Source organism: Ruegeria sp. AI3 (assembly GCF_056541245.1).
The window spans coordinates 162,337-187,616 of sequence record NZ_JBQFYA010000009.1; the positions used below are offsets into that span (position 1 = coordinate 162,337).

Annotated in this window: 27 protein-coding genes; 24 read left to right on the forward strand and 3 right to left on the reverse strand. The window is 55.8% G+C overall.

All coding sequences use genetic code 11. The features are described from left to right. The first annotated feature begins 96 nt into the window (after positions 1–96). The 11 genes from ACRZ95_RS14795 (at position 97) to ACRZ95_RS14845 (ending at position 8,170) form a co-directional block, all read left to right on the forward strand. Positions 97–954 (forward strand): HpcH/HpaI aldolase/citrate lyase family protein, encoded by an 858-nt coding sequence (locus ACRZ95_RS14795; protein WP_170678747.1) that lies wholly within the window; start codon positions 97–99, stop codon positions 952–954. Positions 955–960: 6 nt separating this feature from the next. Further along, the gene (locus ACRZ95_RS14800; RefSeq protein WP_170378968.1) at positions 961–1,512 is read left to right on the forward strand and encodes an NnrU family protein; all 552 of its coding nucleotides are present in this window, start codon (positions 961–963) and stop codon (positions 1,510–1,512) included. 15 nt (positions 1,513–1,527) lie between these two features. Further along, complete coding sequence (locus tag ACRZ95_RS14805) at positions 1,528–1,734, forward strand: DUF1737 domain-containing protein (RefSeq protein ID WP_170378966.1); 207 nt, start codon at positions 1,528–1,530, stop codon at positions 1,732–1,734. Further along, positions 1,734–2,762 carry a MaoC family dehydratase gene (locus ACRZ95_RS14810; protein ID WP_170678749.1) on the forward strand — a complete coding sequence of 343 codons (1,029 nt, stop codon included), beginning with the start codon at positions 1,734–1,736 and terminating at the stop codon, positions 2,760–2,762. The genes ACRZ95_RS14805 and ACRZ95_RS14810 overlap by 1 nt, the downstream gene beginning before the upstream one ends. A gap of 156 nt (positions 2,763–2,918) precedes the next feature. Further along, on the forward strand, positions 2,919–3,578 hold the full coding sequence (locus ACRZ95_RS14815; RefSeq protein ID WP_170468976.1) for a DUF1194 domain-containing protein: 660 nt from the start codon (positions 2,919–2,921) through the stop codon (positions 3,576–3,578). Between the two features lie 213 nt (positions 3,579–3,791). After that, positions 3,792–4,175 (forward strand): succinate dehydrogenase, cytochrome b556 subunit, encoded by a 384-nt coding sequence (sdhC, locus tag ACRZ95_RS14820; protein WP_170378960.1) that lies wholly within the window; start codon positions 3,792–3,794, stop codon positions 4,173–4,175. Positions 4,176–4,185: 10 nt separating this feature from the next. Next, complete coding sequence (locus ACRZ95_RS14825; protein WP_170642777.1) at positions 4,186–4,557, forward strand: succinate dehydrogenase, hydrophobic membrane anchor protein; 372 nt, start codon at positions 4,186–4,188, stop codon at positions 4,555–4,557. A gap of 22 nt (positions 4,558–4,579) precedes the next feature. Next, entirely contained in the window at positions 4,580–6,388 is a 1,809-nt protein-coding gene (sdhA, locus tag ACRZ95_RS14830; protein ID WP_170678751.1) for a succinate dehydrogenase flavoprotein subunit, read from the forward strand. A 91-nt stretch (positions 6,389–6,479) separates the two neighbouring features. Then, positions 6,480–7,106, forward strand: coding sequence for a sulfotransferase (locus tag ACRZ95_RS14835; RefSeq protein ID WP_170678753.1), 627 nt, complete (start codon positions 6,480–6,482; stop codon positions 7,104–7,106). Positions 7,107–7,119: 13 nt separating this feature from the next. Further along, a complete protein-coding gene (locus ACRZ95_RS14840; protein ID WP_170462678.1) occupies positions 7,120–7,899 on the forward strand; it encodes a succinate dehydrogenase iron-sulfur subunit in 780 nt (259 codons plus the stop codon). 124 nt (positions 7,900–8,023) lie between these two features. Then, entirely contained in the window at positions 8,024–8,170 is a 147-nt protein-coding gene (locus tag ACRZ95_RS14845) for a hypothetical protein (protein ID WP_170678755.1), read from the forward strand. Positions 8,171–8,445: 275 nt separating this feature from the next. Here ACRZ95_RS14845 and deoD read toward each other — a convergent pair whose 3' ends face one another. The 3 genes from deoD to ACRZ95_RS14860 all read right to left on the reverse strand — a co-directional run bounded on the left by deoD (position 8,446) and on the right by ACRZ95_RS14860 (position 11,586). Further along, entirely contained in the window at positions 8,446–9,159 is a 714-nt protein-coding gene (gene deoD, locus ACRZ95_RS14850; protein WP_170468961.1) for a purine-nucleoside phosphorylase, read from the reverse strand. 19 nt (positions 9,160–9,178) lie between these two features. After that, positions 9,179–9,496, reverse strand: coding sequence for an H-NS histone family protein (locus ACRZ95_RS14855; RefSeq protein ID WP_170678757.1), 318 nt, complete (start codon positions 9,494–9,496; stop codon positions 9,179–9,181). 122 nt (positions 9,497–9,618) lie between these two features. Beyond that, on the reverse strand, positions 9,619–11,586 hold the full coding sequence (locus ACRZ95_RS14860; protein ID WP_170678759.1) for a protein meaA: 1,968 nt from the start codon (positions 11,584–11,586) through the stop codon (positions 9,619–9,621). 144 nt (positions 11,587–11,730) lie between these two features. Here ACRZ95_RS14860 and ACRZ95_RS14865 point away from each other — a divergent pair, with 144 nt between their 5' ends. The 13 genes from ACRZ95_RS14865 (at position 11,731) to ACRZ95_RS14925 (ending at position 25,273) form a co-directional block, all read left to right on the forward strand. Further along, positions 11,731–13,119, forward strand: coding sequence for a 1-acyl-sn-glycerol-3-phosphate acyltransferase (locus tag ACRZ95_RS14865; RefSeq protein WP_170678761.1), 1,389 nt, complete (start codon positions 11,731–11,733; stop codon positions 13,117–13,119). A 111-nt stretch (positions 13,120–13,230) separates the two neighbouring features. Further along, positions 13,231–14,517, forward strand: a complete 1,287-nt coding sequence (gene ccrA / locus ACRZ95_RS14870; RefSeq protein ID WP_170678763.1) for a crotonyl-CoA carboxylase/reductase — start codon at positions 13,231–13,233, stop codon at positions 14,515–14,517. 365 nt (positions 14,518–14,882) lie between these two features. Continuing rightward, positions 14,883–15,602, forward strand: coding sequence for a LuxR family transcriptional regulator (locus ACRZ95_RS14875; RefSeq protein ID WP_170678765.1), 720 nt, complete (start codon positions 14,883–14,885; stop codon positions 15,600–15,602). Positions 15,603–16,051: 449 nt separating this feature from the next. Beyond that, a complete protein-coding gene (locus ACRZ95_RS14880) occupies positions 16,052–16,297 on the forward strand; it encodes a hypothetical protein (RefSeq protein WP_480555117.1) in 246 nt (81 codons plus the stop codon). Then, the gene (locus ACRZ95_RS14885) at positions 16,297–16,767 is read left to right on the forward strand and encodes a hypothetical protein (protein WP_480555119.1); all 471 of its coding nucleotides are present in this window, start codon (positions 16,297–16,299) and stop codon (positions 16,765–16,767) included. The genes ACRZ95_RS14880 and ACRZ95_RS14885 overlap by 1 nt, the downstream gene beginning before the upstream one ends. Positions 16,768–16,917: 150 nt before the next feature. Continuing rightward, on the forward strand, positions 16,918–17,421 hold the full coding sequence (locus ACRZ95_RS14890) for a hypothetical protein (protein WP_480555121.1): 504 nt from the start codon (positions 16,918–16,920) through the stop codon (positions 17,419–17,421). A gap of 217 nt (positions 17,422–17,638) precedes the next feature. After that, entirely contained in the window at positions 17,639–17,962 is a 324-nt protein-coding gene (locus ACRZ95_RS14895; RefSeq protein ID WP_480555123.1) for a helix-turn-helix transcriptional regulator, read from the forward strand. A gap of 5 nt (positions 17,963–17,967) precedes the next feature. Next, on the forward strand, positions 17,968–19,308 hold the full coding sequence (locus ACRZ95_RS14900; protein ID WP_480555125.1) for an AAA family ATPase: 1,341 nt from the start codon (positions 17,968–17,970) through the stop codon (positions 19,306–19,308). A 418-nt stretch (positions 19,309–19,726) separates the two neighbouring features. Continuing rightward, positions 19,727–19,942, forward strand: a complete 216-nt coding sequence (locus ACRZ95_RS14905; RefSeq protein WP_480555127.1) for a hypothetical protein — start codon at positions 19,727–19,729, stop codon at positions 19,940–19,942. Continuing rightward, positions 19,932–21,209, forward strand: coding sequence for a terminase large subunit domain-containing protein (locus ACRZ95_RS14910; protein ID WP_480555129.1), 1,278 nt, complete (start codon positions 19,932–19,934; stop codon positions 21,207–21,209). The genes ACRZ95_RS14905 and ACRZ95_RS14910 overlap by 11 nt, the downstream gene beginning before the upstream one ends. 1 nt (position 21,210) lies before the next feature. Continuing rightward, positions 21,211–23,256, forward strand: coding sequence for a portal protein (locus tag ACRZ95_RS14915; RefSeq protein ID WP_480555131.1), 2,046 nt, complete (start codon positions 21,211–21,213; stop codon positions 23,254–23,256). Further along, positions 23,253–24,233 (forward strand): hypothetical protein, encoded by a 981-nt coding sequence (locus ACRZ95_RS14920; RefSeq protein ID WP_480555133.1) that lies wholly within the window; start codon positions 23,253–23,255, stop codon positions 24,231–24,233. The genes ACRZ95_RS14915 and ACRZ95_RS14920 overlap by 4 nt, the downstream gene beginning before the upstream one ends. After that, on the forward strand, positions 24,233–25,273 hold the full coding sequence (locus ACRZ95_RS14925; protein ID WP_480555135.1) for an SU10 major capsid protein: 1,041 nt from the start codon (positions 24,233–24,235) through the stop codon (positions 25,271–25,273). Before ACRZ95_RS14920 ends, ACRZ95_RS14925 begins: the two co-directional genes overlap by 1 nt. The last annotated feature ends 7 nt before the right edge of the window (positions 25,274–25,280 follow it).

Below are 25,280 nucleotides of genomic sequence, written 5' to 3' on the forward strand. Positions count from 1 at the left end.
TTGCGTCATTTATGCTGCGTTGCGGCGATTTTTACCTTGAACTTTCCTGAGAAAAATGCCCCTTTCTGCGCAATATTATTTCAACGGGAGAGGCCAATGCACCCGCGTCAGCGCCCATATCGCTCGGTTCTTTACATTCCCGGTTCGCGCGACCGGGCCTTGGACAAGGCCCGCACCTTGCCGGTTGATGCCATCATCTTCGATCTCGAAGATGCGGTGTCTGCCGACGAAAAGGACAATGCACGCGAGACGCTCAAGGCAGCGCTGGCCGCTGGCGGATACGGCCCTCGGGTCAAGATCGTGCGCATCAACGGGCTGGATACTCCGTGGGGTGCAGATGACGCCAAAGCCGTGCGCGAGATGGATGCCGATGCGGTTCTGTTGCCCAAGGTGAACTCGGCGGCGGATGTGGATGCTTTGGCCGCGATCACAGGGGACCTGCCGATCTGGGCCATGATGGAGACCCCGCGTGGTATGCTGAACGCAGCTGAGATTGCAGCGCATCCTCTGATGGCGGGTTTCGTGATGGGGACCAACGATCTGGCTAAGGACCTGCAAACCCGGTTCTGTCCCGACCGTCTGCCGCTGATGACCTCGCTCGGCCTATGTCTGCTGGCGGCCAAGGCCGAAGGGCTGATCATCGTTGATGGCGTCTACAACGCCTTCAAGGACACAGACGGTTTGACAGCGGAATGCGAACAGGGCCGCGATATGGGCTTTGATGGCAAGACGCTGATCCACCCGGCGCAGATTGAGGTCACCAATGCAGCCTTCGCCCCGTCGGATGACGAGATAGACCTCGCCCGCCGTCAGATCAGCGCGTTTGAGGAAACCGAGGCGCAAGGGCAGGGTGTTGCCGTGGTTGACGGCAAGATCGTTGAAAACCTGCATGTTGTAACTGCCCGCGAAATTCTGGCAAAAGCGGAGGCGATTTCAGCTTTGCAAGCGGGGTAAGCCAGCATGGGCTTTGTTCTTCTGATCCTTGGTGTGGCGCTATGGTGGGCCGCACATCTGTTCAAACGCGTCATGCCTGCGCAACGCGCGGCTATGGGCGATGGCGGCAAAGGGGCTGTGGCGCTGGCGCTGGTGGCCGCGATCTTGTTGATGATCTTCGGTTACCGCATGACCGAGTTCATCTATGTCTGGGCACCGCCAAGCTTCATGACCCATATCAACAACCTGTTGGTGCTGATCGCGATCTACATGATGAGCCCGGCCCCTAAGAAAGGCCGCTTGCTGCACAAGCTGCGCCATCCAATGCTGGGCGGGTTCAAGCTGTGGGCCTTTGCGCATCTGCTGGTGAATGGCGATCTGGCGTCGATCATCCTGTTCGGTGGTTTGCTGGCCTGGGCTGTGGTCGAAGTGATCGTGATCAACAAATCCGAACCCGACTGGACCCCTGGCGAACCCGGCACCTATGGCATGGACGCGATGTTCTTTGTTGCCTCGATCGTGCTGCTGGGCGTGATCGGCTATATCCACGGGCTGGTCGGCCCGTCTCCATTTGGATGATAAGGACCTTAAAGAATGGCAAAACTCTATCGCCTGCTGACCGAGGAGGACACCTCGGCCTTCTGTCACAAAGTGTCGGATGCCTTGGCAAAAGGGTGGGAGCTTTATGGCGATCCCTCCTATGCCTTCGATCAGGCCAACAACGTCATGCGGTGCGCGCAGGCCGTGACCAAAGAGGTCGACGCGGACTATTCACCTGAGATGAAACTGGGACAGCAATAATGGCAAAAACCAATCCGGGCCGCTTTTTTGAGGATTATTCCGTCGGACAGGTGCTGCCGCACGCCGTCCCGCGCACCGTGACGGAAGGAGAGCGCGGCCTCTACCATGCGCTCTATCCTGCGCGTCATGCGCTGTATTCCTCGGATGAGTTCGCGCGGTCCTGTGGTTTGCAGGAAAGCCCGATTGATGATCTGGCGGCCTTCCACGTCGTGTTCGGCAAAACGGTGCCCGATATCTCGCTGAATGCAGTGGCCAATCTGGGCTATGCCGAGGGGCGTTGGCTGCTACCGGTTCATGCGGGTGACACGCTGCGGTCGGTGTCCGAGGTGATCGGGGTCAAGCAGAACTCGAACGGCAAGACCGGAGTGGTCTGGGTGCGGACGCGCGGTCTGAACCAGTTGGACGAAGTGGTCATGGAATATGTCCGCTGGGTGATGGTGCGCAAGGCAAACCCGGATGCGCCGGCACCGGAAACACTCGTGCCCGAATTGAAGAAAGTGCTGGAGCCGAGCGATCTGGTCATCCCCGAGGGGCTTGATTTCTCGAATTACGATTTCACCCTGGCGGGTGAGCCGCATCGTTGGGGCGACTATGAGATCGGCGAGACCATTGACCACGTGGACGGCGTGACGGTGGAAGAGGCTGAGCATATGTTGGCCACACGCCTATGGCAGAACACGGCCAAGGTGCATTTCGACCTGACCTTCCGCCCTGAAGGCCGCCTGATCTATGGGGGCCACGTGATCTCGATGGCGCGGGCCTTGTCGTTCAACGGCCTCGCCAATGCGCAGATGATCGTGGGTCTGAATGGCGGCGCACATGCCAACCCCTGTTTCGCAGGAGATACGATCAAGGCGTGGTCCGAGGTTCTGGACAAGGCCGAAACCGACGTGCCCGGGGTTGGAGCAATCCGTCTGCGTTTGGTTGCGACCAAAGGCGGCGCGCCGTTCGAGCTGCGCGGCGAAGACGGAAAATACACGTCGGACGTGCTGCTGGACCTCGACTATTGGGCCTTGATGCCGATCTAAAGCGTTTCGGGTTTACCTGAATCATCAAGTGACACGAATGTCCCGAGAACGCTGCAAGCGTGGCAGGGTATTCGTGTCACAGGTTTAACCCGAAACGCTAAAATCGGGTTACAGTGATGTGAACACAGCAACCGCAATCCGTGCTAGGGTGGCGGCATGTTTCTGCGCTTTCTCACCCTTTTCCTGTGCCTTACACGCCCCGCCTGGGCGTGCGATCTGGCGCTGGCCTTGGCGGTGGATGTCTCTGGCTCTGTCGACAGCAGCGAATACCGCATTCAGATGGATGGCCTCGCCGCTGGGTTGCGTGACCCGATCGTGTCCGAGGCCTTGGTGCGCGGGCAGGCGCAATTGATGTTGGTGCAATGGACGGGCGAATCCCGCCAGCGAGTGACGATCCCGTGGACGAAAATCGACAGCTTTATCGCTCTAGAGAAGTTTGCTGATCAAGTTGCGCAGGATCCAAGGGTCTGGCGAAACTTCTCAACCGCGATCGGAGAAGCTTTAGAGGCCACCCTGCTGCGGTTTGACGAAGTGGCAGAGTGCAGGCGACTGCTGATTGATATCTCGGGAGACGGGGTTTCCAACGAAGGGATTGAGCCGACGCAGATTCATGGCCTTCTGAAAGATCGAGGCGTGACAGTAAACGCCATAGCTATTGAAGAAAGTGAACCGGATCTGACGGCCTACTTCTTTGAGAACGTCATCTTCGGAGAGGGGGCTTTTGTCGTGTCGGCCTCAGGGTTTGCAGACTACCCAGAGCGCATACGTAAAAAGCTGCTACGCGAGGTGACGCAGCAATCTGCCGGTTTTCGCTGATCTACAGGGATTCGTGATCACAATGCTTCGACGTTGAAAACGCTAACATAGAATGATCGCATTGTATTTTGTGATCACACTTTTAAAGTGCGTGATCACAATTAGTCAAAATCACCGTTTTTGAGGCAATTTTACCTGTTTTTGCAGGTGCAGCACGTGACAGAAGCGCAAAAACAAGTAAAAAGTCTGGTAGCCAAAGTAAGAGGAGCCGCCATGGCCGATGTCAATCGGGGCAACCGCCCGCTCTCGCCACATATTATGATCTATCGCCCGCAGATGACCTCCATGTCGTCCATCATGGTCCGGTTTTCCGGCCTCGGGGTGTTTGCCGTTGCCATTCTGGTTGTCTGGTGGCTGCTGGCCGCGTCAACTTCGGAAAGTGCATTTGCGCTGATCGACGGGTTCCTGACCAGCTGGTTCGGTAAGCTGATCCTCATCGTCGCGACCTGGGCGCTTTGGTATCACACGCTGGGCCGCCTGCGTCACGTGTTCTGGGACTTCGGCTACTGCCTCGACGTGAATACCTCGGAAAAACTGGGGATGGGCATGTTCATCGGTGCCACAGTCCTGACCATTCTCACCGTGCTTGTGGTTTAAGGAGACGGAGATGCGATATCTGACCGACCGCAAACGCGCGCAGGGCTTGGGCGCAGGGAAATCGGGAACACAAACCCATTGGCGTACCATGGTGCGCGCGATGATCCTGACCGTGCTGGTTCCCATATTTATCATCACCTTCGGAATAGGCCTCGGCGGCACGTATGAAGAGGTTCTGGCCTATTTCAGCCGCCCCTTCCCTGCGATTGTCACCGCTCTGACGCTGGTCGTGGGCCTGCAGCAGCTTATGTATGAGGCGCAGGAAACCATCGAAGACTATATCCATGGCATTCTTGAGAAAATCTCTCTCGTTGCGATGTGGGCGCTTGGTTACACGCTGATGGCTGCGGGGCTGTTTGCCCTGGTCAAGCTGGCCCTGTGACGCGCGATAAGGAACAAGAACAATGACAGCAGCATATGAATATGAAACCCACGAATACGACGTGGTCGTCGTAGGTGCAGGTGGGGCCGGTCTGCGGGCGACATTGGGCATGGCCGAGCAGGGCCTGCGTACAGCCTGTGTCACCAAGGTGTTCCCGACACGCTCACATACGGTTGCCGCGCAAGGTGGTATTGCAGCGTCCCTGTCCAACATGGGGCCTGACCATTGGCAATGGCACATGTACGACACCGTCAAGGGTTCGGACTGGCTGGGTGATACCGATGCGATGGAGTACCTTGCGCGCGAAGCTCCCAAGGCAGTTTATGAGCTGGAACACTACGGTGTGCCCTTCAGCCGTACGGAAGAGGGTAAAATTTACCAGCGCCCCTTCGGCGGTCATACCACCGAGTTTGGCGAAGGTCCCGCCGTGCAGCGTACCTGTGCAGCCGCAGACCGGACCGGTCACGCGATCCTGCATACGCTTTATGGACAGTCGCTGAAAAACAACGCTGAATTCTACATCGAATATTTCGCCATCGACCTGATCATGTCCGAGGATGGGCAGTGTCAGGGCGTCGTCTGCTGGAAGCTGGACGACGGCACGATGCATGTCTTCAACGCCAAGATGGTTATACTGGCGACCGGCGGTTACGGTCGTGCATATTTCAGCGCGACCTCGGCCCATACCTGCACCGGCGACGGTGGCGGCATGGTGGCCCGTGCCGGTCTGGCGCTTCAGGATATGGAGTTCGTTCAGTTCCACCCAACCGGCATCTACGGCTCGGGTTGCTTAATCACCGAGGGTGCTCGGGGCGAAGGCGGTTATTTGACCAACTCTGAAGGTGAGCGGTTCATGGAGCGTTATGCGCCCCAGTACAAGGACTTGGCGCCGCGCGACTATGTCTCGCGTTCGATGACGATGGAGATCCGCGAAGGTCGTGGTCACGGCGATGACGGGGATCATATTCATTTGAACCTGAGCCACCTGCCAGCCGAGGCGCTGGCGGAACGGTTGCCTGGAATCTCGGAATCGGCACGTGTCTTTGCTGGTGTTGACGTTACCAAGGAACCCATCCCGGTTCTGCCGACCGTGCATTACAATATGGGCGGTATTCCGACGAATTATTGGGGTGAGGTTCTCAACCCAACTGCAGACAACCCAACCGCAGTTGTTCCCGGCCTGATGGCAGTGGGCGAAGCGGGTTGTGCTTCGGTCCACGGTGCCAACCGTCTGGGCTCTAATTCTCTGATCGATCTGGTCGTCTTTGGTCGCGCGGCGGCCATCCGAGCCGGTAAAGTAGTGGACGCAGACGCGCCGAACCCTGTGCTGAACCAGGCATCGGTTGATAAGGCATTTGATCGGTTTGACGCCGTACGGAACGCCTCGGGCGCAGTCCCGACCGCTGACCTGCGGCTTGAGATGCAAAAAACCATGCAGCAGGACGCGGCTGTGTTCCGGACCGCCAAGACCATGGCGGAAGGCGTCGAAAAGATGACGGCGATCGCGGCTAAGATGGACGATCTGAAGGTTTCGGACCGGTCTCTGGTCTGGAACAGTGACCTGATGGAGTCGCTGGAACTGACCAACCTGATGCCAAGCGCTCTGGCGACCATCGTGGGGGCCGAAGCGCGCAAAGAGTCCCGTGGCGCACATGCGCATGAGGATTTCGCGGAGCGCGACGATGAGAACTGGCGTGTCCACACCGTCAGCCGGGTCGAGGGTAACAAGGTTGAACTCAGTTACCGTCCGGTGATCGTTGATCCTCTGACCAACGAGGATCAGGGCGGCATCAGCCTCAAGAAAATCGCGCCGAAAGCGCGGACGTTCTAAGTAGGAGCAACCATCAGGCAATGCGGTGCAAGCGCCACATACCCACCGACACGACAAACGCCCCATGCGGGCGCGGTGAGGGGTGCTTGCCATGACGGTTGAACAGCTGCCCTCGGGTCCGCGGGATCCCAAGATCATCCTGATCGGCCTGAACCGCTGTGCCACCACGTCGCTGCACAAGCTGTTTCAGAACAGTGGCATCGCGTCGGTGCATTGGGTGGACGATCAGGGCAACAACTTGGCCCAGAAAATGGTGACGAATATCGCCATGGGTCGGAAACCGCTGGATGGGTTCGGCTCGGTCCGGGCCTTTACTGACATTGCCTTTGTGAATGCCCGGTTCATGCTGGATGGCACGCGGTTTTTCCGCGAGTTGCATGCGGCTTATCCGGATGCCTATTTTCTGCTGAACACGCGCGATCGCGAGGATTGGATTTCGTCGCGCGGGCTGCACAGCAATGGCGGCTATCTTGAACGCTGCTGCAAGGCCAACGGGATGGGCGCAGACGAGGTCAAACAGGGCTGGCGCCGGATGTATGACATACACCACGCCGAGGTGCAGGCCCATTTCGACGGGAACCCAAGGTTCCTGCGCTTTGATATCGACCGCGACGACCCTCAGGCGATTGCCGACTGGTTGTCTGCGGATTTTGACGTGAACACTGCCCATTGGGGGCACCACAATCGAGGCGCGATCGATCGCGCCCGGACAGGCTGAATGGAGAATTGACATGGTTCAACTGACCCTGCCCAAGAATTCCCGGATCACCACCGGTAAGACATGGCCCAAACCGGACGGCGCAAAGAACCTGCGTAAGTTCCAGATCTATCGCTGGAACCCAGATGACGGCCAGAACCCCCGTGTCGACACCTATTTCGTCGATATGGACACCTGCGGCCCGATGATTCTGGACGCGCTGATCAAGATTAAGAATGAGATTGATCCGACCCTGACCTTCCGCCGTTCGTGCCGGGAAGGGATCTGTGGCTCCTGCGCGATGAATATCGACGGGATCAACACGCTGGCCTGTATCTACGGCATGGATGAGATCAAGGGCGACGTGAAGATCTATCCGCTGCCGCATATGCCGGTGGTCAAAGACCTGATCCCCGATCTGACGCATTTCTACGCGCAGCATGCCTCGATCATGCCGTGGCTGGAAACCAAAACCAACCGCCCCGCAAAAGAGTGGAAGCAGTCCATCGAAGACCGCAAGAAGCTGGACGGCCTGTATGAATGCGTGATGTGCGCCAGCTGTTCGACCTCGTGCCCGAGCTATTGGTGGAACGGCGACCGCTATCTTGGCCCCGCAGCTTTGCTGCACGCCTATCGCTGGATCATCGACAGCCGCGATGAAGCCACGGGCGAGCGTCTGGATGAGCTGGAAGATCCCTTCAAGCTGTATCGCTGCCACACGATCATGAACTGTGCCAAGACTTGCCCAAAGGGTCTGAACCCGGCGGCAGCGATTGCTCAGATCAAGAAGATGATGGTCGAACGCTCTGTCTGATTGACCGATGCGCTTGCCGTGCTGCGGCAAGCGCATGCCCCCTTTGCAAAAACGTCCGATGTCGTCGGACCACCGACGCCGTATATTCGCAGAAGGGAGGAGTGATGAAATCAGGATCACTCCGATGAGTACACAAGCAAACACACCGAAAACCGACGCCGAGGAAGCTCTGACCTTGTTGGAGCAAGTTTGGGCGTATTACACGCCAGAACCGGTTGGCGCGCACGATCAGCGAGAGCCTGAGTTGTTCGAATACGCCAACGCGGCGTGACACCAGCCTTGCCATTTGCGGCTGGAGCGGGCCAAACAGAACTATGCCTGTTATTCTGCTTCTTCTGGCCGCTGGGGTTTTCGCCTATTTCTTCTGGCGGTCCCGCACGTCTTCGCTGACACGCGATTGTCGCTGGCGACAGCATCGAGACGAGGATCTGTGGGTCTGCGCCTTTTGCGGCGCGAGATCCGACGGATCAGATCGTCCTTCGAAATGTCTGCGACAATCAATCGGCAAATAGAAATCGGGCCGAGACATGCTCGGCCCGTTTCACTCTATGCTGCGTCCGGGAAGGCCGCTTGCAGTGCGATCTCGACCATGTCGCCAAAACTACGCTCCCGTTCAGATGAGGGCAGGGCTTCACCCGTCAGCAGGTGGTCCGAGACGGTTAGAACCGCAAGAGCACGGCATTTGTGTCTGGCGGCGAGGATATACAGCTCGGCCGCTTCCATCTCGACCCCCAGAATGCCGTGACGCACCATCTGTTCGTTCAGATCAGGGCGCTCATCGTAGAACACATCGGACGAATAGATCCCGCCCACATGGGTTGGTGTTCCCTTGGCTGCCGCCGCATTGGCCGCGGCCTGCAACAGCCCCCAATCGGCGCAGGGGGCGAAGTTCAGTTCCTTCATGATGCCCCGCGACGGTGTGCTGAGCGTGGTCGATGTCATAGCCAGGATAACATCGCGGACATTGACGCTGTCCTGCATACCACCGCAGGAGCCAATGCGGATCAGTGTCTTTGCGCCGAAATCCTGGATCAATTCGTTCACGTAAATGGAAAGTGAGGGCATCCCCATGCCGCTGCCCTGAATGGTGACAGGGTTTCCTTTCCACGTACCGGTGAACCCGAGCATGCCGCGCACGTCATTGACCAACCTAACGTCATCCAAAAACGTTTCCGCCGCCCATTTCGCCCGATAGGGATCTCCGGGCAATAGAACGGTTTCTGCGATGTCGCCTTTTTCTGCGCCAATGTGGATTGTCATTTCTGAAAAGACCTCAAATTCAGATTTCCAACTCGGCGATATCGGTGCCGGAATTCAGCGCGTCATGCACCCATTGAGGTTTGCGCCCACGACCCGTCCAGGTTTGTTCCGGGGCGTTTGGATTGCGGTATTTCGCTTTTGATTTCTGTGACTTGGCGCTTCTTGGCCCGGTGTCCGAAAGCTCGGACAAGGAAAACCCGAATTCGGCTGCGGCTTTTTCGGCAGCTTCCAGAGCGGCTTTGCGCTCGCGCTTTTCAGCATCTACCAGGGCTTTATCTATATCGTCGCGCAATTGCAGAAGTTCATTGCGTGACATTTTTTCAAGCTCAAGTCCCATTACTTTTCCTCTTTCAGGCGTGAGTGGCTACGGTTGAAAAATACAAGCCGTATTTCCATACGCCGATATAGGCTATTCCCGGTATTTCGGGAATAGCCATCAAGAGTTTTTCAAAACGGGTGTTATTCGGCGGCGATTTCCTGCGGGTCCACCAGCGCGACGATGTCGCCCATGATTGCGTTCAATTCGAAATTCTTGGGCGTGTAGATTCTGGCGACACCCATTTTCTTCAAAGCGTCTGCGTCATCGTCCGGAATAATCCCACCGACGATGACAGGCACGTGCGACAGGCCTGCCTGTTTCAGGCGGGTCATTACGTCTTCGACCAGAGGCAGATGACTGCCAGACAGGATCGACAAACCGATCACATGGGCATCATCCTCGGATGCGGCCGAGACGATTTCTTCTGGTGTCAGGCGAATGCCCTCATAGCTGATATCCATGCCGCAATCGCGGGCGCGGAAGGCAATCTGCTCGGCTCCGTTGGAATGGCCATCCAACCCCGGCTTGCCGACCAGGAATTTCAAACGACGCCCGAGCCGGTCACTAACCGCATCGACCGAGGCGCGCAGGTCCTCCAACCCTTCGGTCTTGTTCGAGACCGAGCCGGACACGCCGGTTGGGCCACGGTAGGTGCCGAAGACCTTGCGCATTTCCTCGGCCCATTCACCCGTGGTTGCACCGGCCTTGGCCGCAGCAATCGAGGGCTCCATGACATTCGCCCCGGTTTGTGCCGCCTCACGCAGAGCACCTAGAGCAGCAGCCACGGCTAGGTCATCACGCTCTGCCCGCCATTCGTTCAAGCGATTGATCTGCTCCTGCTCGACCGCAGGGTCCACAACCATGATGCCGCCATCCTCGGTTTGCAGAGGCGAGGGTTCACCGTCGACCCATTTGTTCACACCGACCACAATGGTTTCGTTCCGTTCAATGCGGTTCAGGCGTTCCGCATTGGAATCGACCAGTCGTGACTTCATATATTCGATCGAGGCCACGGCACCACCCATGGAGTCGAGATTGGCCAATTCGGCCCGCGCGCCTTCCTTGAGTTCTTCGACCTTGGCATCAACCGCCGGATTCCCGTCGAACAGATCGCCATATTCCAGCAGGTCCGTCTCATAAGCCAGAATCTGCTGCATGCGCATCGACCACTGCTGGTCCCAGGGGCGGGGCAGGCCCAAAGCCTCATTCCAGGCAGGCAATTGAACGGCACGGGCGCGCGCCTTTTTCGACAGGGTCACAGCCAGCATTTCGATCAGGATGCGGTAGACGTTGTTTTCCGGCTGCTGTTCGGTCAGCCCAAGCGAGTTGACCTGAACGCCATAGCGGAATCTGCGGAACTTGGGGTTCTCAACGCCGTATCGTTGTTGAAGGATTTCATCCCAAAGATCGACGAATGCCCGCATTTTGCACATTTCGGTGACAAAGCGGATACCTGCATTTACGAAGAAGGAAATGCGTCCACATAGGGCAGGGAAGTCCTCGGCAGGCACACGAGGGCGTAGCTCATCTAGCACCGCAATGGCGGTGGCGAGCGCGTAGGCCAGCTCCTGTTCCGGGGTCGCGCCGGCCTCTTGCAGGTGGTAGGAACACACGTTCATCGGGTTCCATTTTGGCACGTTGGTGTAGCAATACTCAGCCACATCCGCGATCATCTTCAGTGACGGCTTTGGCGGGCAGACATAGGTGCCGCGGCTGAGATATTCCTTGATCAGGTCATTCTGAACAGTGCCTTGCAGCTTTGAGACATCCGCGCCCTGTTCCTCGGCCACGGCGATGTAGAGCGCCAGCAGCCATGGGGCCGTCGCGTTGATCGTCATCGAGGTGTTCATCTGCTCTAGCGGGATCTGATCGAACAGGACCCGCATGTCGCCCAGATGGCAGATCGGCACACCCACTTTGCCAACCTCACCCCGCGCTAGCGTGTGGTCGCTGTCATAGCCTGTTTGAGTCGGCAGATCGAACGCCACCGACAGGCCAGTCTGACCTTTGGCGAGGTTGCCGCGATACAGCGCGTTCGAGGCTTTGGCGGTGGAATGACCAGCATAGGTTCGGATCAGCCAGGGGCGGTCTTTCTGCATCTGCGTCATGGGCGGGCCTCGTGTTTCGGTGGGTAACAAAATTACGTCTACGGGTTCTAAATCGCAATTTTCAGGCATTGTCAATTCGCTGCGTTGCGGCATATGCGAATTGTCTAGATTGTGAGCCGCCTCGTTTGGTGGCAGTGTGGCCCGATGTTGAGAACCGTGGAACTTCCGCTGTGGCTATTCCTGTTGATCGTGGTCTTTGCCATGGTCACTTTTGCCTCGCATTTTCTGTTCCCCTCCGTCCGCTGGTTCTTTCGCCGCAGGCTTGAGAGGGCGGTCTCTCGGTTAAACCAACGCCTGCAGAGGCCGATCCAGCCGTTCAAACTTGCGCGGCGGCACGACATGATCCAGCGGCTCATCTATGATCCTCAGGTCGGGCACGCGGTGCAGCAGCACGCCCATGAAGAAGGCATCCCCGAAGCCGTTGCGTTCGAACAAGCCCGCCGGTACGCGCGTGAGATCGTGCCCTCCTTTTCGGCTTTTGCCTATTTCAGCTTCGCCATTCGTCTGTCCCGGTTGCTGAGCAACACGTTCTACAACGTGCATCTCAGCTACAAGGATGAAAGCGCGATCAAGGATATCGACCCCGAGGCGACAGTTGTCTTTGTGATGAACCACCGCAGCAACATGGACTATGTTCTGGTCACTTATCTGGCGGCGCAGCAATCCGCCCTGTCCTATGCCGTGGGCGAATGGGCGCGGGTTTGGCCGCTCAGCCGGTTGATCCGGGCAATGGGCGCGTATTTCATCCGGCGCAAATCAGGCAGCGAGCTGTATCGCCAGGTTCTGGCCAGCTATGTCCGCCACGCGACCGAAGCGGGTGTAACGCAGGCAATGTTCCCCGAAGGCGGGCTCAGCCTGACCGGGGCTTTGGGGCGACCTAAACTAGGACTACTGAAATACATTATCGACGGCACCTCGCCCGACGGGCGCGATGTCGTGTTTGTGCCGGTGGCCCTGAACTATGATCGCGTGCTCGAAGATACGATCCTCACGCGTGCCGCTCTCGGAACTGATCGACGTTTTCGTGCACGGATCGGGGTGATCACAAGTTGGGTCCTCAAGCAGATCTGGCGTCGGCTGATCGGTCGCTACAAGCGGTTCGGATTGGCTGCGGTTCGGTATGGTAAGCCGATCTCGCTGAAAGACTTCGAGGCACGAGCCGGTGATGACGTCATGACCGACCTAGCCCGCGCGTTGATGAAACGGATTGGCGCGGCGATTCCCTTGGTGCCGGGGCCGGCCGCATGCTGGCTGCTGCGCGAGAATGGCCCTATGCCCGAACAAGAGGTGCGAAGTCGAATCCTTGCCCTTATGGAATCTGATGGTCTTGCGTTCGCGGAGGCTGAGGACGCTATCACAAGCGCGGTGGATCAAATGGTCGAACGGCGCATTCTGACGCGTGAAGACGGGGTTTTGAATCTGTCCGGGGAGCGCGAGGATCTTATGCAATACTACGCAGAGTCAGTGCCCGAACATGTGAAATCCGCCAATGCTGCGCCCGCAAAAGACGTTTCTGCACCCGCTGGGTCATAAAATTACAAAAATAGACCAAAGATGGTTGCAATGTTGCGCAACCCCTCCTATCCCTCTGTAGGAGAGGCGGCGATTCTGCGCCGCGGCAAAGATATTGAAAAGGAGGCCAGCATGGCTTTGGACACCGAAAGCGGTATCGCGTCGTACGAGGCACCCGAAAAGGACCTCTATGAAATGGGGGAAATCCCTCCGATGGGGTTTGTGCCCAAGCAGATGTACGCCTGGGCGATCCGCAAAGAGCGTCACGGAGAACCAAATACTGCGATGCAGCAGGAAGTGGTCGATGTTCCCGAGCTGGACAGCAACGAGGTTCTCGTCCTCGTGATGGCGGCGGGCGTCAATTATAATGGCGTCTGGGCTGCTCTGGGCCAGCCGATCAGCCCGTTTGATGGCCACAAGGCCCCGTACCACATCGCTGGTTCGGATGCGTCGGGCATCGTTTGGGCTGTGGGTGAAAAGGTCAAGCGCTGGAAGGTCGGTGATGAGGTCGTGATCCACTGCAATCAGGATGATGGCGACGATGAGGAATGCAACGGCGGCGATCCGATGTACTCGCCCAGCCAGCGTATCTGGGGATATGAAACTCCGGACGGGTCGTTCAGCCAGTTCACCCGCGTGCAGGCGCAACAGTTGATGCCGCGTCCCAAGCACCTGACCTGGGAGCAGGCGGCGTGCTATACCCTGACGCTCGCCACGGCCTACCGGATGCTGTTCGGGCACGAGCCTCATGACCTGAAGCCCGGCCAGAACGTTCTGGTTTGGGGAGCCTCGGGTGGTTTGGGCTCTTACGCGATCCAGTTGATCAACACGGCCGGTGCAAATGCGATCGGTGTGATCTCGGACGAAAGCAAACGGGATTTCGTGATGGGGCTGGGCGCCAAAGGCGTTCTGAACCGCAAGGACTTCAACTGCTGGGGTCAGCTGCCCACAGTCAACACGCCCGAATATGCCGAGTGGTTCAAAGAAGCCCGCAAGTTCGGCAAAGCGATCTGGGACATCACCGGTAAGGGCAACAACGTTGATATGGTGTTTGAACACCCTGGCGAAAGCACCTTCCCGGTGTCGACCTTCGTGGTGAAAAAGGGCGGTATGGTCGTGATTTGTGCTGGTACCACCGGGTTCAACTGTACCTTTGACGTGCGCTACATGTGGATGCACCAGAAGCGCCTGCAGGGGTCGCATTTTGCGCATCTGAAGCAAGCGGCAGCAGCCAACAAGCTGATGGTCGAACGCCGTCTGGACCCCTGCATGTCGGAAGTGTTCGCGTGGAACGATCTGCCCGAAGCGCATATGAAAATGCTGCGCAACGAGCACAAGCCGGGCAACATGTCGGTTCTGGTTCAGGCCCCGCGCACCGGCATGCGCACTTTGGAAGAGGTTCTGGACGCGCGTCCATAAGCCCATCCTGAAATATCTAAAAAAACACCCGCGAATCGGAACTCCGATACGCGGGTGTTTTGCCGTCTTGGAGGGTCCTTTTTTGTTTCAACAGGTTGGAATTTTGCCCCTCACTATTTTTGGGGAGTAGAAACCGGTGAATAGGTCAAAAAGATCGCACATGTTATGGTTGTGTTAACACTTCGTTAACTGTTTCAGAGAGACCCTAATGGCGCAAAATGAGTGGATACTGGACGTATTGTCGGACCTCAACGCGTTCGCTGTTGCGAATGGGTTGACTGCCTTGGCCGAACAGCTGGACGACACCAAGCTGATTGCCGCAGCCGAGATCGCGTCCATGACAGATAAGGCACGGGCGCCCGCAGATGGGAACAGAACTCGATTTGGGTCAGATCCTGAAGGATTTGGAAAACACCAGCACGCTTGATGAGCTTGGCTCGGTCGCCATTCGCCTGCGCGACTGTCTGAAAGTCGAACATCTAACATATCATTGGGTGGATGCCGCCGGGGATCAGTACGGCTATACCACCTATTCCGATGCCTGGGATGAACGGTATCGAGAAAAAAACTATCACCGCATCGACCCTGTGATACTGGGGTGTTTTCAACGATTTCAACCGGTTGATTGGAAATCGCTGGACTGGTCTGGCAGGGTGTCCAAAGCGTTTCTTCAGGATGCATTGGAACATGGGGTGGGCAATCAGGGTTATTCGATCCCGATCCGAGGGCCGAACGGGCAGTTTGCGCTGTTCACCGTCAATCACAGTTGTGACGACGGCACTTGGCAGGATTTCATCTCGACTTTTGGCCGAGAATTGATTCTCGTGGCGCATTACATCAACCGCAAAGCACTGGAGTTTGAAAAGGACAGGCAGCCTGAAGCGACCCGAGGTCTGTCCCCACGTGAAATTGATGCGATGACGTTGCTTGCGCAGGGCTTCAGCCGAGCGCAGGTTGCGCATTCACTGTCGATCTCGGAACACACTCTAAGGGTCTATATTGAAAGCGCGCGCTCGAAACTGGGTGCGCAAAATACGACGCACGCCATCGCGACCGCGCTCAGCCGTGGGTTAATAGTCGTTTAACAATAAACATATAAAAAACAATTACTTAGACACATCACCCGTAATATTCCCGTGATTGTGCAATCATTCCCGTAATCAACCTATAGTAGAACATGACATACGTTTTGCAACTTGACATTAGAATACTTTTATGTTATATTACAAAGACTTACGAGAAAGCTGACGCAGACTACGCCGGAACTGCTATACCAAAACCCGGTTACTCGACGCAAGTAGGCGCTGCGTGGTCCCCCGCCTTGGGGGATGAGGCTACTCGGAATGGAATCCGACGAATTTTGGACCGCTACAGAACTGGCTGAACGCTGGAAAACTACCACTATGGCTTTGGCCCAGCAACGGCACCGCGATCTAGGCCCGCCGTATGTCAAAGTCTCTCAACGCCATGTGCTATACCGCAAGTCTGACATTATCGCCTATGAGAGTGGTAATACTAAGCAGGTGGCAGCGGAATGAGCGCGCCTAACGTAGACATGCTGAAAGACGCTGAATTAGACGACCTCAAAGAAATCATCATGTACCAACAGGGGCAAATTCAGGCTCTTACGAACGTGGTGCAGAAGGTCGCTCAAGACAACGTAGACCTAGCCAAGAACGACAACACCCTGAGCAACAACCAGCGGCTCATGTCTGAGGACATGGCAAAGTTGCGCGATGCTGTTCTATCACTCTCAACCCCCGCAAAGGAAAAGCACTGATGCAGCAATCAATCCTAGACGAAATCGTATTTGGCGTAGCGGAACAGACACCGCCGCAGGGCTTCGAAACTACTGAGTTCGGACATACGCTGCTAAGAGGCCCAGAGGCACAGCTACGGTTGCGGATCATGCAGCTTGAGGATGACCGCGCTATACAGGATGAGCGTATCAACAAGCTAGAAAAAGCGGTCAACGTCATGGTGAAGGCGTTTGATGACCGCTTTAAGAACTTAGACAACTCCGTAGACGGAAACACTATGTTCCGCTTTCGGATCATTCACACGCTGGTAGAGGCGGGGCTGATCCCAGAGCATACAGAGAGCGACCCCAAGGCGGTGCCAGCGGCGCTTATGGAGATTATCAAGTCCGTAAACGATATCTGGGACTTTGCCCGCACAATCGACGCTAAGGCGTCCAGAGCGCACAAGCAGATTGAGGAAGTTAAACAGTCAAGCCAAGTCAAGAAATGACTGGTAAAAACATGTGCTTAGAGCGTAAATATAGCGGTGGTATTTTGGTATAAATCATATGTCCTTCGCGGGACAAGGCAGGGCGAGGACTAGCTATCCGCTGACCCCTGCCAACCGCGAAGGCGAATAAACCGCGAAGAGGCAAATTTGATGAGTAAATTAAAGAAATGGGTTTTAGGGATAAGCGTGTCGGGCATTGTATTAGTCGGCGGTGCCGCGCTTTATGGTTATTCTACCGAAGATGGTAAGCGCTGGTACAACTCTGAATTTGGGTACGTAAAAGCTCACAACTGCGTAAAGCTGTTCAAGTCTACTTGCGCTCTTTTTAAAGAAACCGATGGGGAAGAGCGCCCGATAGAGTCCAATATTTATAGCCAAAAAGAGTTTGAGTACTTGTCGGTCGAAGAAGCGGCCAAGGCGCGTGAACAACGTGAAGTGTACTTGAACACGGCGAAAAGGAACAAGGCCGAAGAGTATGCTCTTGGTGTGTTTCTTGTTTGGCTAGCTCTACTTGCGGTCGCTCTTGTAGTGGCTGTTCTTGTTAAAATCTTCCGGGCCATGTCATTTTATAGCTCGGTCAAAAAGAAAGAGCTTCTGGCGCGCAAAGCCGAAGCAGAAGCAACGTTGAGCCGTTACAACAAAGACGGTGAATAGAGCCGAAGCGAAGGCGAATTGCCGACCTTAAATCTTGGACAGAAAACCCCGCCTAGCGAAAGCTAGAGCGGGGTTTTCGCGCTACAGAGAGATATCACTTATGGCTGTGTTATCCCCTACAGTATATCTCTAAGCTACTGAAAAGTATAGATTTTACTTGACTTTTGTATATACATATGCTATAATAAGTATGCTACAGTATAGGGGGATATACACGATGGCTAACAATCCGGTCACGCCACCGCTCAATTCTGGCTACATGACGCCAGCAATGGTCTGCGCCATGACTGGCCTTGCCTACATTACGCTTTCCAAACAGCGCCAAATCGGTACGGGTCCTAAGTTCATCAAGTCTGGAAACGGGCAGGTGTTCTACGATCAATACGAGGTCGTAAAATGGATGGCAGAGACCAACCGTTTTTACCCTGATGGCTCTTTCGGTCCTGACGTGCTTGCCCGGTATGTCACTACCATGACTGCGCCGATATCCCCTAACGAGGGGGATGAGGAACTAGACGTACCCGCGACAGCAGCGGAGTAACGGCCATGACAGATAAGCAGTTCACGGACGACGAATGGCCGTTTGACGGTAAAGGTTTCTTTGCTGACGACGATCTGAACACAGACGATTGGACAGAGGAAGAGTGCCGCGAGGCATCAGCGAACGCGACCGAGTGTCTACATACGTTTCAAGGCCCGCAAATCCCGATAACTGAGGACTGGCTGTATCAGCAGGTGCTACCGGGGTTCATGCGCAAGCGGGAAGAGTACCGAAAGCAGCTAGCGGCAGATGAGTTTGTCAAAGAGCAGGGCAAGCTGATTGACCTGTCAGATGATGCTTTCATCCTAGATAACTTTGACTTGGTTGAGGGCTTAATTCCTGTACGTGGCAGGGTCGGCATACTTGGCAAATACAAGTCGGGCAAATCGGTTATCTCGACAGCGCTAGGCTTACACATCGCCACTGGCAAAGACATTGGAGACAGGTTCGTAGAACAGGGCGTTGTCATGCACATCATGTCTGAGGGTGACGCCCAAAGGAACAAGAACCGCGTCTTAGCGTGGTGCAGAGAGAACGACGTAAGCACTAAGGATATTCTAGGGCGCTATATCCCGCTTTCCTATAAGTACAACCTGACCGAGACACACAAAGAGCTAGCAGATGACGTCATTTTCTACGGCGGCGCTGATCGCGTTGACGTCGTTATCATTGACCCGCTGATTGAGAATTTCAGGGGCAATGAGAATAGCTCAGAGGACATGATTAGCTTTCTCGACAACGCCCACAAAATAGCAAAGCTGATTGATGGCGTTGTCATCATCCCGCATCACACCGGCATGGATCAATCCAGAGGCGCTAGGGGCAGCACCGCCTACGAGGGCGCTATGGATATTGTGCTGAAAATCGAGAACACGGGCACTCAAGTCAAAGTCAAGTCAAGCGCATCCCGCGACGGTATTCTAGGCGATGGCATCAAGGGCGAAATCATCAGCCACGAGATAGGGACCAACAACCGCAACCGCGCCGTGTCATCGCCTGTTTTCATGTTCAAAGGCAACCTGAGTGGGCAAGAGGACGGGACCGGAGACTACAAACACTGGAACGATTTGACGCCCAATCAAGAACGTCTTGTCACCGCCTTGTATGGAAGGTTCAAGCGTGACCGAGGCAAGCCAGAGCGTGAAGAGTTTGTAGAGCAGATGGTGAGCAACTGGCCGGGGGATAACTTGCCGAGGACTAAGCGCCAGTCAGTCAACCGCACGATTACCTCACTCATGAAAAAAGGCGTGTTGGCAGAGGATGGCACAATGCTTGGCTTGGCGTTTGACTTCCACCAGTTCTGGCAAAATCAACCACGCCCTATAGCTGACGAACCCGCTGAATAGTCCCCCAAAATGGGGGAGATAAAAAAGTCAATAAAAACAATGGCTTATAGGTGTAGCAGGTGTAGCAAGGTGTAGCAGAGGTGTAGCAAGCTACCGTGTGCTACAGTGTAGCAGTGTAGCAAGCGCAGCGCCCCCCTTGGGGGCTGCTACACTGCTACGCTACACCGCTACACCGATTTGGCCGAAATTTGGTTGGCGGGGTCGAGAAATCGACTAACCCCATGTTTTCGTTGAATTTTTTGCTTGACATCCCGTAGGGGATGTGGTATAGTCATTGTATAGACGAAAAAGTCAAAAACCGCGCCCGACAGCCTTGCTAGGTCGCAAGCCAAGTCAAACGAAATCAATGACTTGCAAGCAATTAGGTAAGGCTATGGCACGGCAACGGCGAACGAGTGCCAGCCAAATCTTAGGTGCAATGGAATTCTCCCCCATTCGTACCTTGGTGAGGCAAGCAAAGGCACTGGAAAAGAACGACCCGAACTCGAAAGAGCTTCGGGCCTTATGCGTTGAGCTATTGCAGTATGAGCTACCCAAGCTCAAAGCCGTTGACGCCAACGTAGCAGTAGAAGGTCAAGTCACCGTAACCATCGGCACCGTCGCCCCTATCGTGGGGGACCAAGATGGGGATTGAGCTTCAAGTCAATTTCAGACCTGAGCAGTTGTCGCTGTATAACTCAGCGGCGCGCTTCCAGTGCCGTGTACTGCATCGGCGCTTTGGCAAGACGTGGTTAGCGGTGTGTGAACTGCTCATCAAAGCGTTGACTACAAAGCGCAACGATTGGCGCGGCTACTACATCGCACCGACATTCAAGCAAGCCAAGCGTATCGCATATGACATGCTCAAGACGTTCTGCCGTGGCATCCCCGGCGTGTCGTTCAATGAGCAAGAACTGCGCGCTGACTTCCTCAACGGTTCACGCATCCAATTGCTTGGCGCTGAAACGTATAATTCGCTGCGCGGTATCTACATTGATCACGCCGTACTTGATGAGTGCGCGCAAATACCATCGGCAGCGTGGTCGCAAGTCATCCGTCCAGCGTTGTCAGATCGTCTTGGTACAGCGGTGTTGATGGGTACGCCAGCAGGTAGGCATAACCTGCTGTTTGACTTGTTCAGCTACGCCGACACAAGCAACGATCCAGATTGGGACGCAACGCTGCTGTCAATCAATGACACCAACGTATTGCCTACCCGTGAAGTCAAGGCGATGCAGCGGGAAATGAGCCAGTCAGAGTATGAGCAAGAACTGCTTTGCTCATTCAATGCAGCCATCAGGGGCGCTTACTACTCCAAAGAAATGATGGCGCTGGACGCGCGCGGTCAGATCACCAGCATAAAGTATGAGGCTACAGCGCCCATCTACTGCGCTATGGACCTTGGCTGGTCTGACTTGATGGTGTGTCACTTCATCCAGCCAGTCGGGACAGAGCATCGTTTTCTGACAACCAAGGCGTATGCAGAGACCAAGCTGCCAGACGTTGTGAACGACTGGAAATCGCTGCCATTCGATATTGATACAGTCATCATGCCACACGACGCGGTGCAGCATGAACTGACTAGCGGTATGACCCGTGAACAGGTTGTGCGGAATATGGGCCACAACGTCCGTATAGCGCCGCGCGTCAAGTCAAAGCATGAGGGCATTGAACAGGTGCGGGCGTTGTTGCCTCACTGTTGGTTCGACAAGGACGAATGCGGCACGACAGTTGAGGCGTGTTTTTCCTACCGCGCCGAGTACGACGAAACAAAGCGCGTAGTGAAGCTAAGCCCGGTTCACGACTGGTCTAGCCACTACGTTGACGCAATCCAAACCTACGCGACTGGACGTCCTGACCACTTGGTCAATTGGGACAGCTTCCCGCGTTCCAGATCACCCAGCGCAAGTGTGAGGTTCTAAGATGGCTATCAAGCAGACAAAGAAAGAGCAGCGACTGCGTAGCGTGATCCAAAGCGAGATTGCGAACGGCGAGAACAGCACACAGTCGGAGACGTACCAGAACCGACAAAACGCTCTGGACTATTACGAGGGCAAGAAGCCCGCACCGGGCGAGGACGGTACAGAGGACTTTATCGTCTCTACTGACGTCGCAGACATGACCAATGCAGTGTTGGCGCAGCTAACGCCAATGCTCAGCACAGACGCGCTTGTCACTTTCGAGAGCAACGGCAAGCAGGACGAACAGAACGCTCGGGCAGAGTCAAACGCAGTCAACAACGTGATCATTGAACGCAACCAAGGCTTCATTGAGCTTGAGGAAGCAATCAAGGACGCGCTGTTGATGCGCAACGCCGCAGTCAAAATCTATACCGACGATGAGGTAGACGTTAGGTACATCAACACTGAACTGCCCCCCTCTGATGGGGGAGAACCTGAGACGCTTCCTCCTGAGCAGATTGCAGCGTTGCTACAGCCACGATCACCGCAAGAGACCCGTGAGCTAGTCGGTAAGCGTATCAAGGTCACGACTACAAACCGTCAATTCCGGTTTGATGCAGTGCCGATTGACAACATCATCTATGAGGCCAACGCCACTACGTCGGACGTGCAGAAACTGCGTTTCCTAGCTGAGCGCCTTTACTACACACGCTCTGATCTGGTCGAAATGGGTTTCGATAAGGCCGAGGTGGCGCAGCTACGCTATGTGACTGACGCTCAGCAATTGGTTGAGCGTAAGCGGAACAAGTCAAACCAGACACCGCACCTAGCGCAGACACATGACCAGCAGGTGATTGAGTGTTACGAGGTCTATCTACGCTACGACATTGACGGTGACGGTATCTCAGAGCGCTTGCGCATCCTCTACGCAGGCGGTGCAGGCGGCTATGTGCTTGATTATGAGGAAGTAGACGTAACGCCCTACGCAATCGGGACAGCGTTTGTCAGTAGTCACCGCATTCAGGGCGAAAGCCTGTTTGACCATCTACAGCAGACGCAGGTGTATAAGACCTACCTGCTGCGTCATTGGATGGACAATATCGGCTACATGAGCGGCGGGCGCTGGGTCGCTGATCCTATGGCCGTTGACTTCCGTGACTTCATAAACGGTAGCAAGGTCATCAAGACCAAAGACCCGAACAGACCCCCGCTCAGAGTTGATGAGGCTGACATAGGCGGCAGCATCCTCAACGCTCTGACGTACCAAGACAAGATGCGGACAGAGCGCGGCGGCGCTGCGCTGGATATGATGAGCGCAGACGCGCAGCTAGTGGGCGAAACTGCCTACGGTATTGAGCGCCAGTACGGGCAACGTGAGTTGCTTGTGTCGTTCATGGCCCGCAACCTAGCAGAGACGCTTATCAGGCCCGCTTACCTGCTCATGCACCATTACATGCGCAAGTATTCCAACGCGCCGCTTAGCCTCAAGTTCAATGGCGATTGGGTGCAGATTGATCCTACGCAATGGCCGCAACGTGTGCGCTGCAACGTCAAGGCGGGCATGAGCGCAGGAGAGCGCACACACATTCAGCGTACCTTGTCGCAAATGCTGCAAATCCAGATGAGCGCAATCGGGCAGGGCATGAACGGTGTGCTTGCCGACGTGAATACGATCTATAACACGATCCACGATTGGGCGGTGATGGCTGGCCTAGATGAGCCTGATAGCTACTCGATCAATCCTAACTCTACAGCCGCCAAACAAGCAGCGCAGCGCAACCAGCAGGGCCAACAGGCACAGCAACAAGCGCAGCAGCAAATTCAGCAGGCAATCTACCAGCTTGAAATGCAGAAGCTGCAACAGGCCGCGAAGGAAGCCCAAGACGAGCTTGCCTACAAATACTGGTCAGACCGTCTCAGCGCAGAAGTCAAAGAAGCGGAAATAACCGCAAAAGGCGTGATCGACCTAGAGCGCGTCCAGATGGAAGGGGAGACCCGTGAACGCATCGCACTTAACGGCGCTGAGAGACGCGCTGACAACAATCAAGAAGATAGAGGAACAGCATGAACGAGAGTTCTATGAACAGTGGCTTACTTGCGGAGACGCAGCCTCAGCCGAGAAGCTCAGAAACGAAATCAACGGAAGCCGCGCAGCCTTCCGAAGCCTCTACTTCGAAATCGAAAAAGGGCCGGAGCAAGGGTCGTCAAAGCCAGCAAGACAGGCTGGCAGCGGTAAATGACCTTCTGCAAAACAGCGCGTCCCCCACTGAGGGGGAGCAGCGACCGAGCCAACAAGAAACCGCCGGTTCATCCACTGACAGCGGCGGCTCTGCTGGCGTCCCCGACGATGGAACAGCCACCATCCCGGCGCATGGAGGGGACGTCAGCGACCTATCGGTAAAGGAACTAGCCGAGCGGCTAGGGACAACGCCAAAAAAGCTGTACGACAGTGTGCAGATTACTACCCAAGAGGGTGAAACCTTGACTTTGGGTGAGGTCAAAGACCGCATTCAGAGCCAAGAAGCGGCCACGCGAGAGATCGTGAAACGTGAGACCGCGATTAGTGAGCGCGAGAGCGCGACGTTGCAGAACATGCAACTGCTTCAAGAGGTCATGAGTGATCTGAAAGGCAAACTCAACCCGCAAACCATCCAGAAGCTACAGCAGCGGACAGCAGAAACAGAGGCGCGAGAGCGTCAGATGATGCTGCAAGTCATGCCAGAGCTACAGGACAAGGCGCAGCTTGATACGTTCCGCTCAGAAGCGGCAACGCACATGGAGGCGTTTGGGTTCCGTCCGAATGAGCTAGTGATACGCGACCATCGCATTGCGCTAGCCATCAAGGACGCAATCCAGACTAAGCGACAACTGCAAAAGCTCATGGACTTTGAGCCGACGCAAGACCCGCCGAAGCCTCACAAGCCGCAGGGTAAGAAACGCCGACAGTCAAACATGGCCGAGACAATCGCAACCGGGCGTAAGAGCGCGAGACCACAAGACAAGGCCCGCGCTGCTAACGCCATCTTACATGAGGCCAAACGATAATGCCTAATCCTTCAACACATCAGGATTTTGCCAACGTTGATTTCAACGGCACGATCCACGAGGACGTAATGGACGCTATCTGGGATATCTCAGACTATCCGCTTCCATTCACTGATCTGGTCGGTTCAAGCACCGCCGAAAACCACTACCATGAGTGGGTAGAGGACAAACTGTCCGATCCTGCTGCGGGTGGCTGGGTTGCTGACGGTACGGACAGCGACAAAGACGACAGCAAACTCGGTACACGTCTGGGCAACCACACCGGCATTTTGACTAAAGAAGTCAAGGTGTCTCAGGCTGCGCAGGACGCCAACAGCATCGGCAATATTGCATCGCTGGGCTATCAGGTCATGCAGCGCCAAAAGGAACTGCGCCGCAACTATGAGGCCAACTATCTTGGCTTGCAGGGCAACACCGCAGACAGCGGCGACGGGGTAACGCCCGGTGTTCCTGCTGGTCTGGCTTGCCAGTTGACCCAGGTAGATACAGGCTCAGGCGCAACAGGCGGCGGCTTTGCTGCTGGCGTATGGACCGGCATCACGCCCGGTACGCGCACACCGTTGACTGAGACGCTGGTACGCGATGCGTGTCAGGCAGCATGGGAAGATGGCTCAAACCCGAATGTGATCATGTCGGTTCCGTCTGTGATCCGCGCACTCAGCGAGTACATGTTCACGTCGTCCAGCCGCATCGCCACTCTGACCCGCGAAACGGTTGGTGTAGGCAAAGGCGGCGCTGCGGAGGCAATGGGTTCGGTCAACGTGTTCATCACCGACTTTGGCGTCACGTTGGACATGATCGCAAACCGTCTGCAACTGACCTACCAAGACGTAGGAACCGACATTGCAGCAGCGGTGTATGTGATTGACCCCATGTACGTCGATATCAGCTGGTTGACTGGCTACACCGTCGATGAACTGGCGAAAACCGGACTTGCCGACAAGCGTCTGATGCATGCCAACGGCACCGTATGCGCTCTGAACCGGGACGCGGGCCGTGTCCTTCTGGATATCAACCCAGAAGCCGCAGTGACGACCTAAGCGCTAA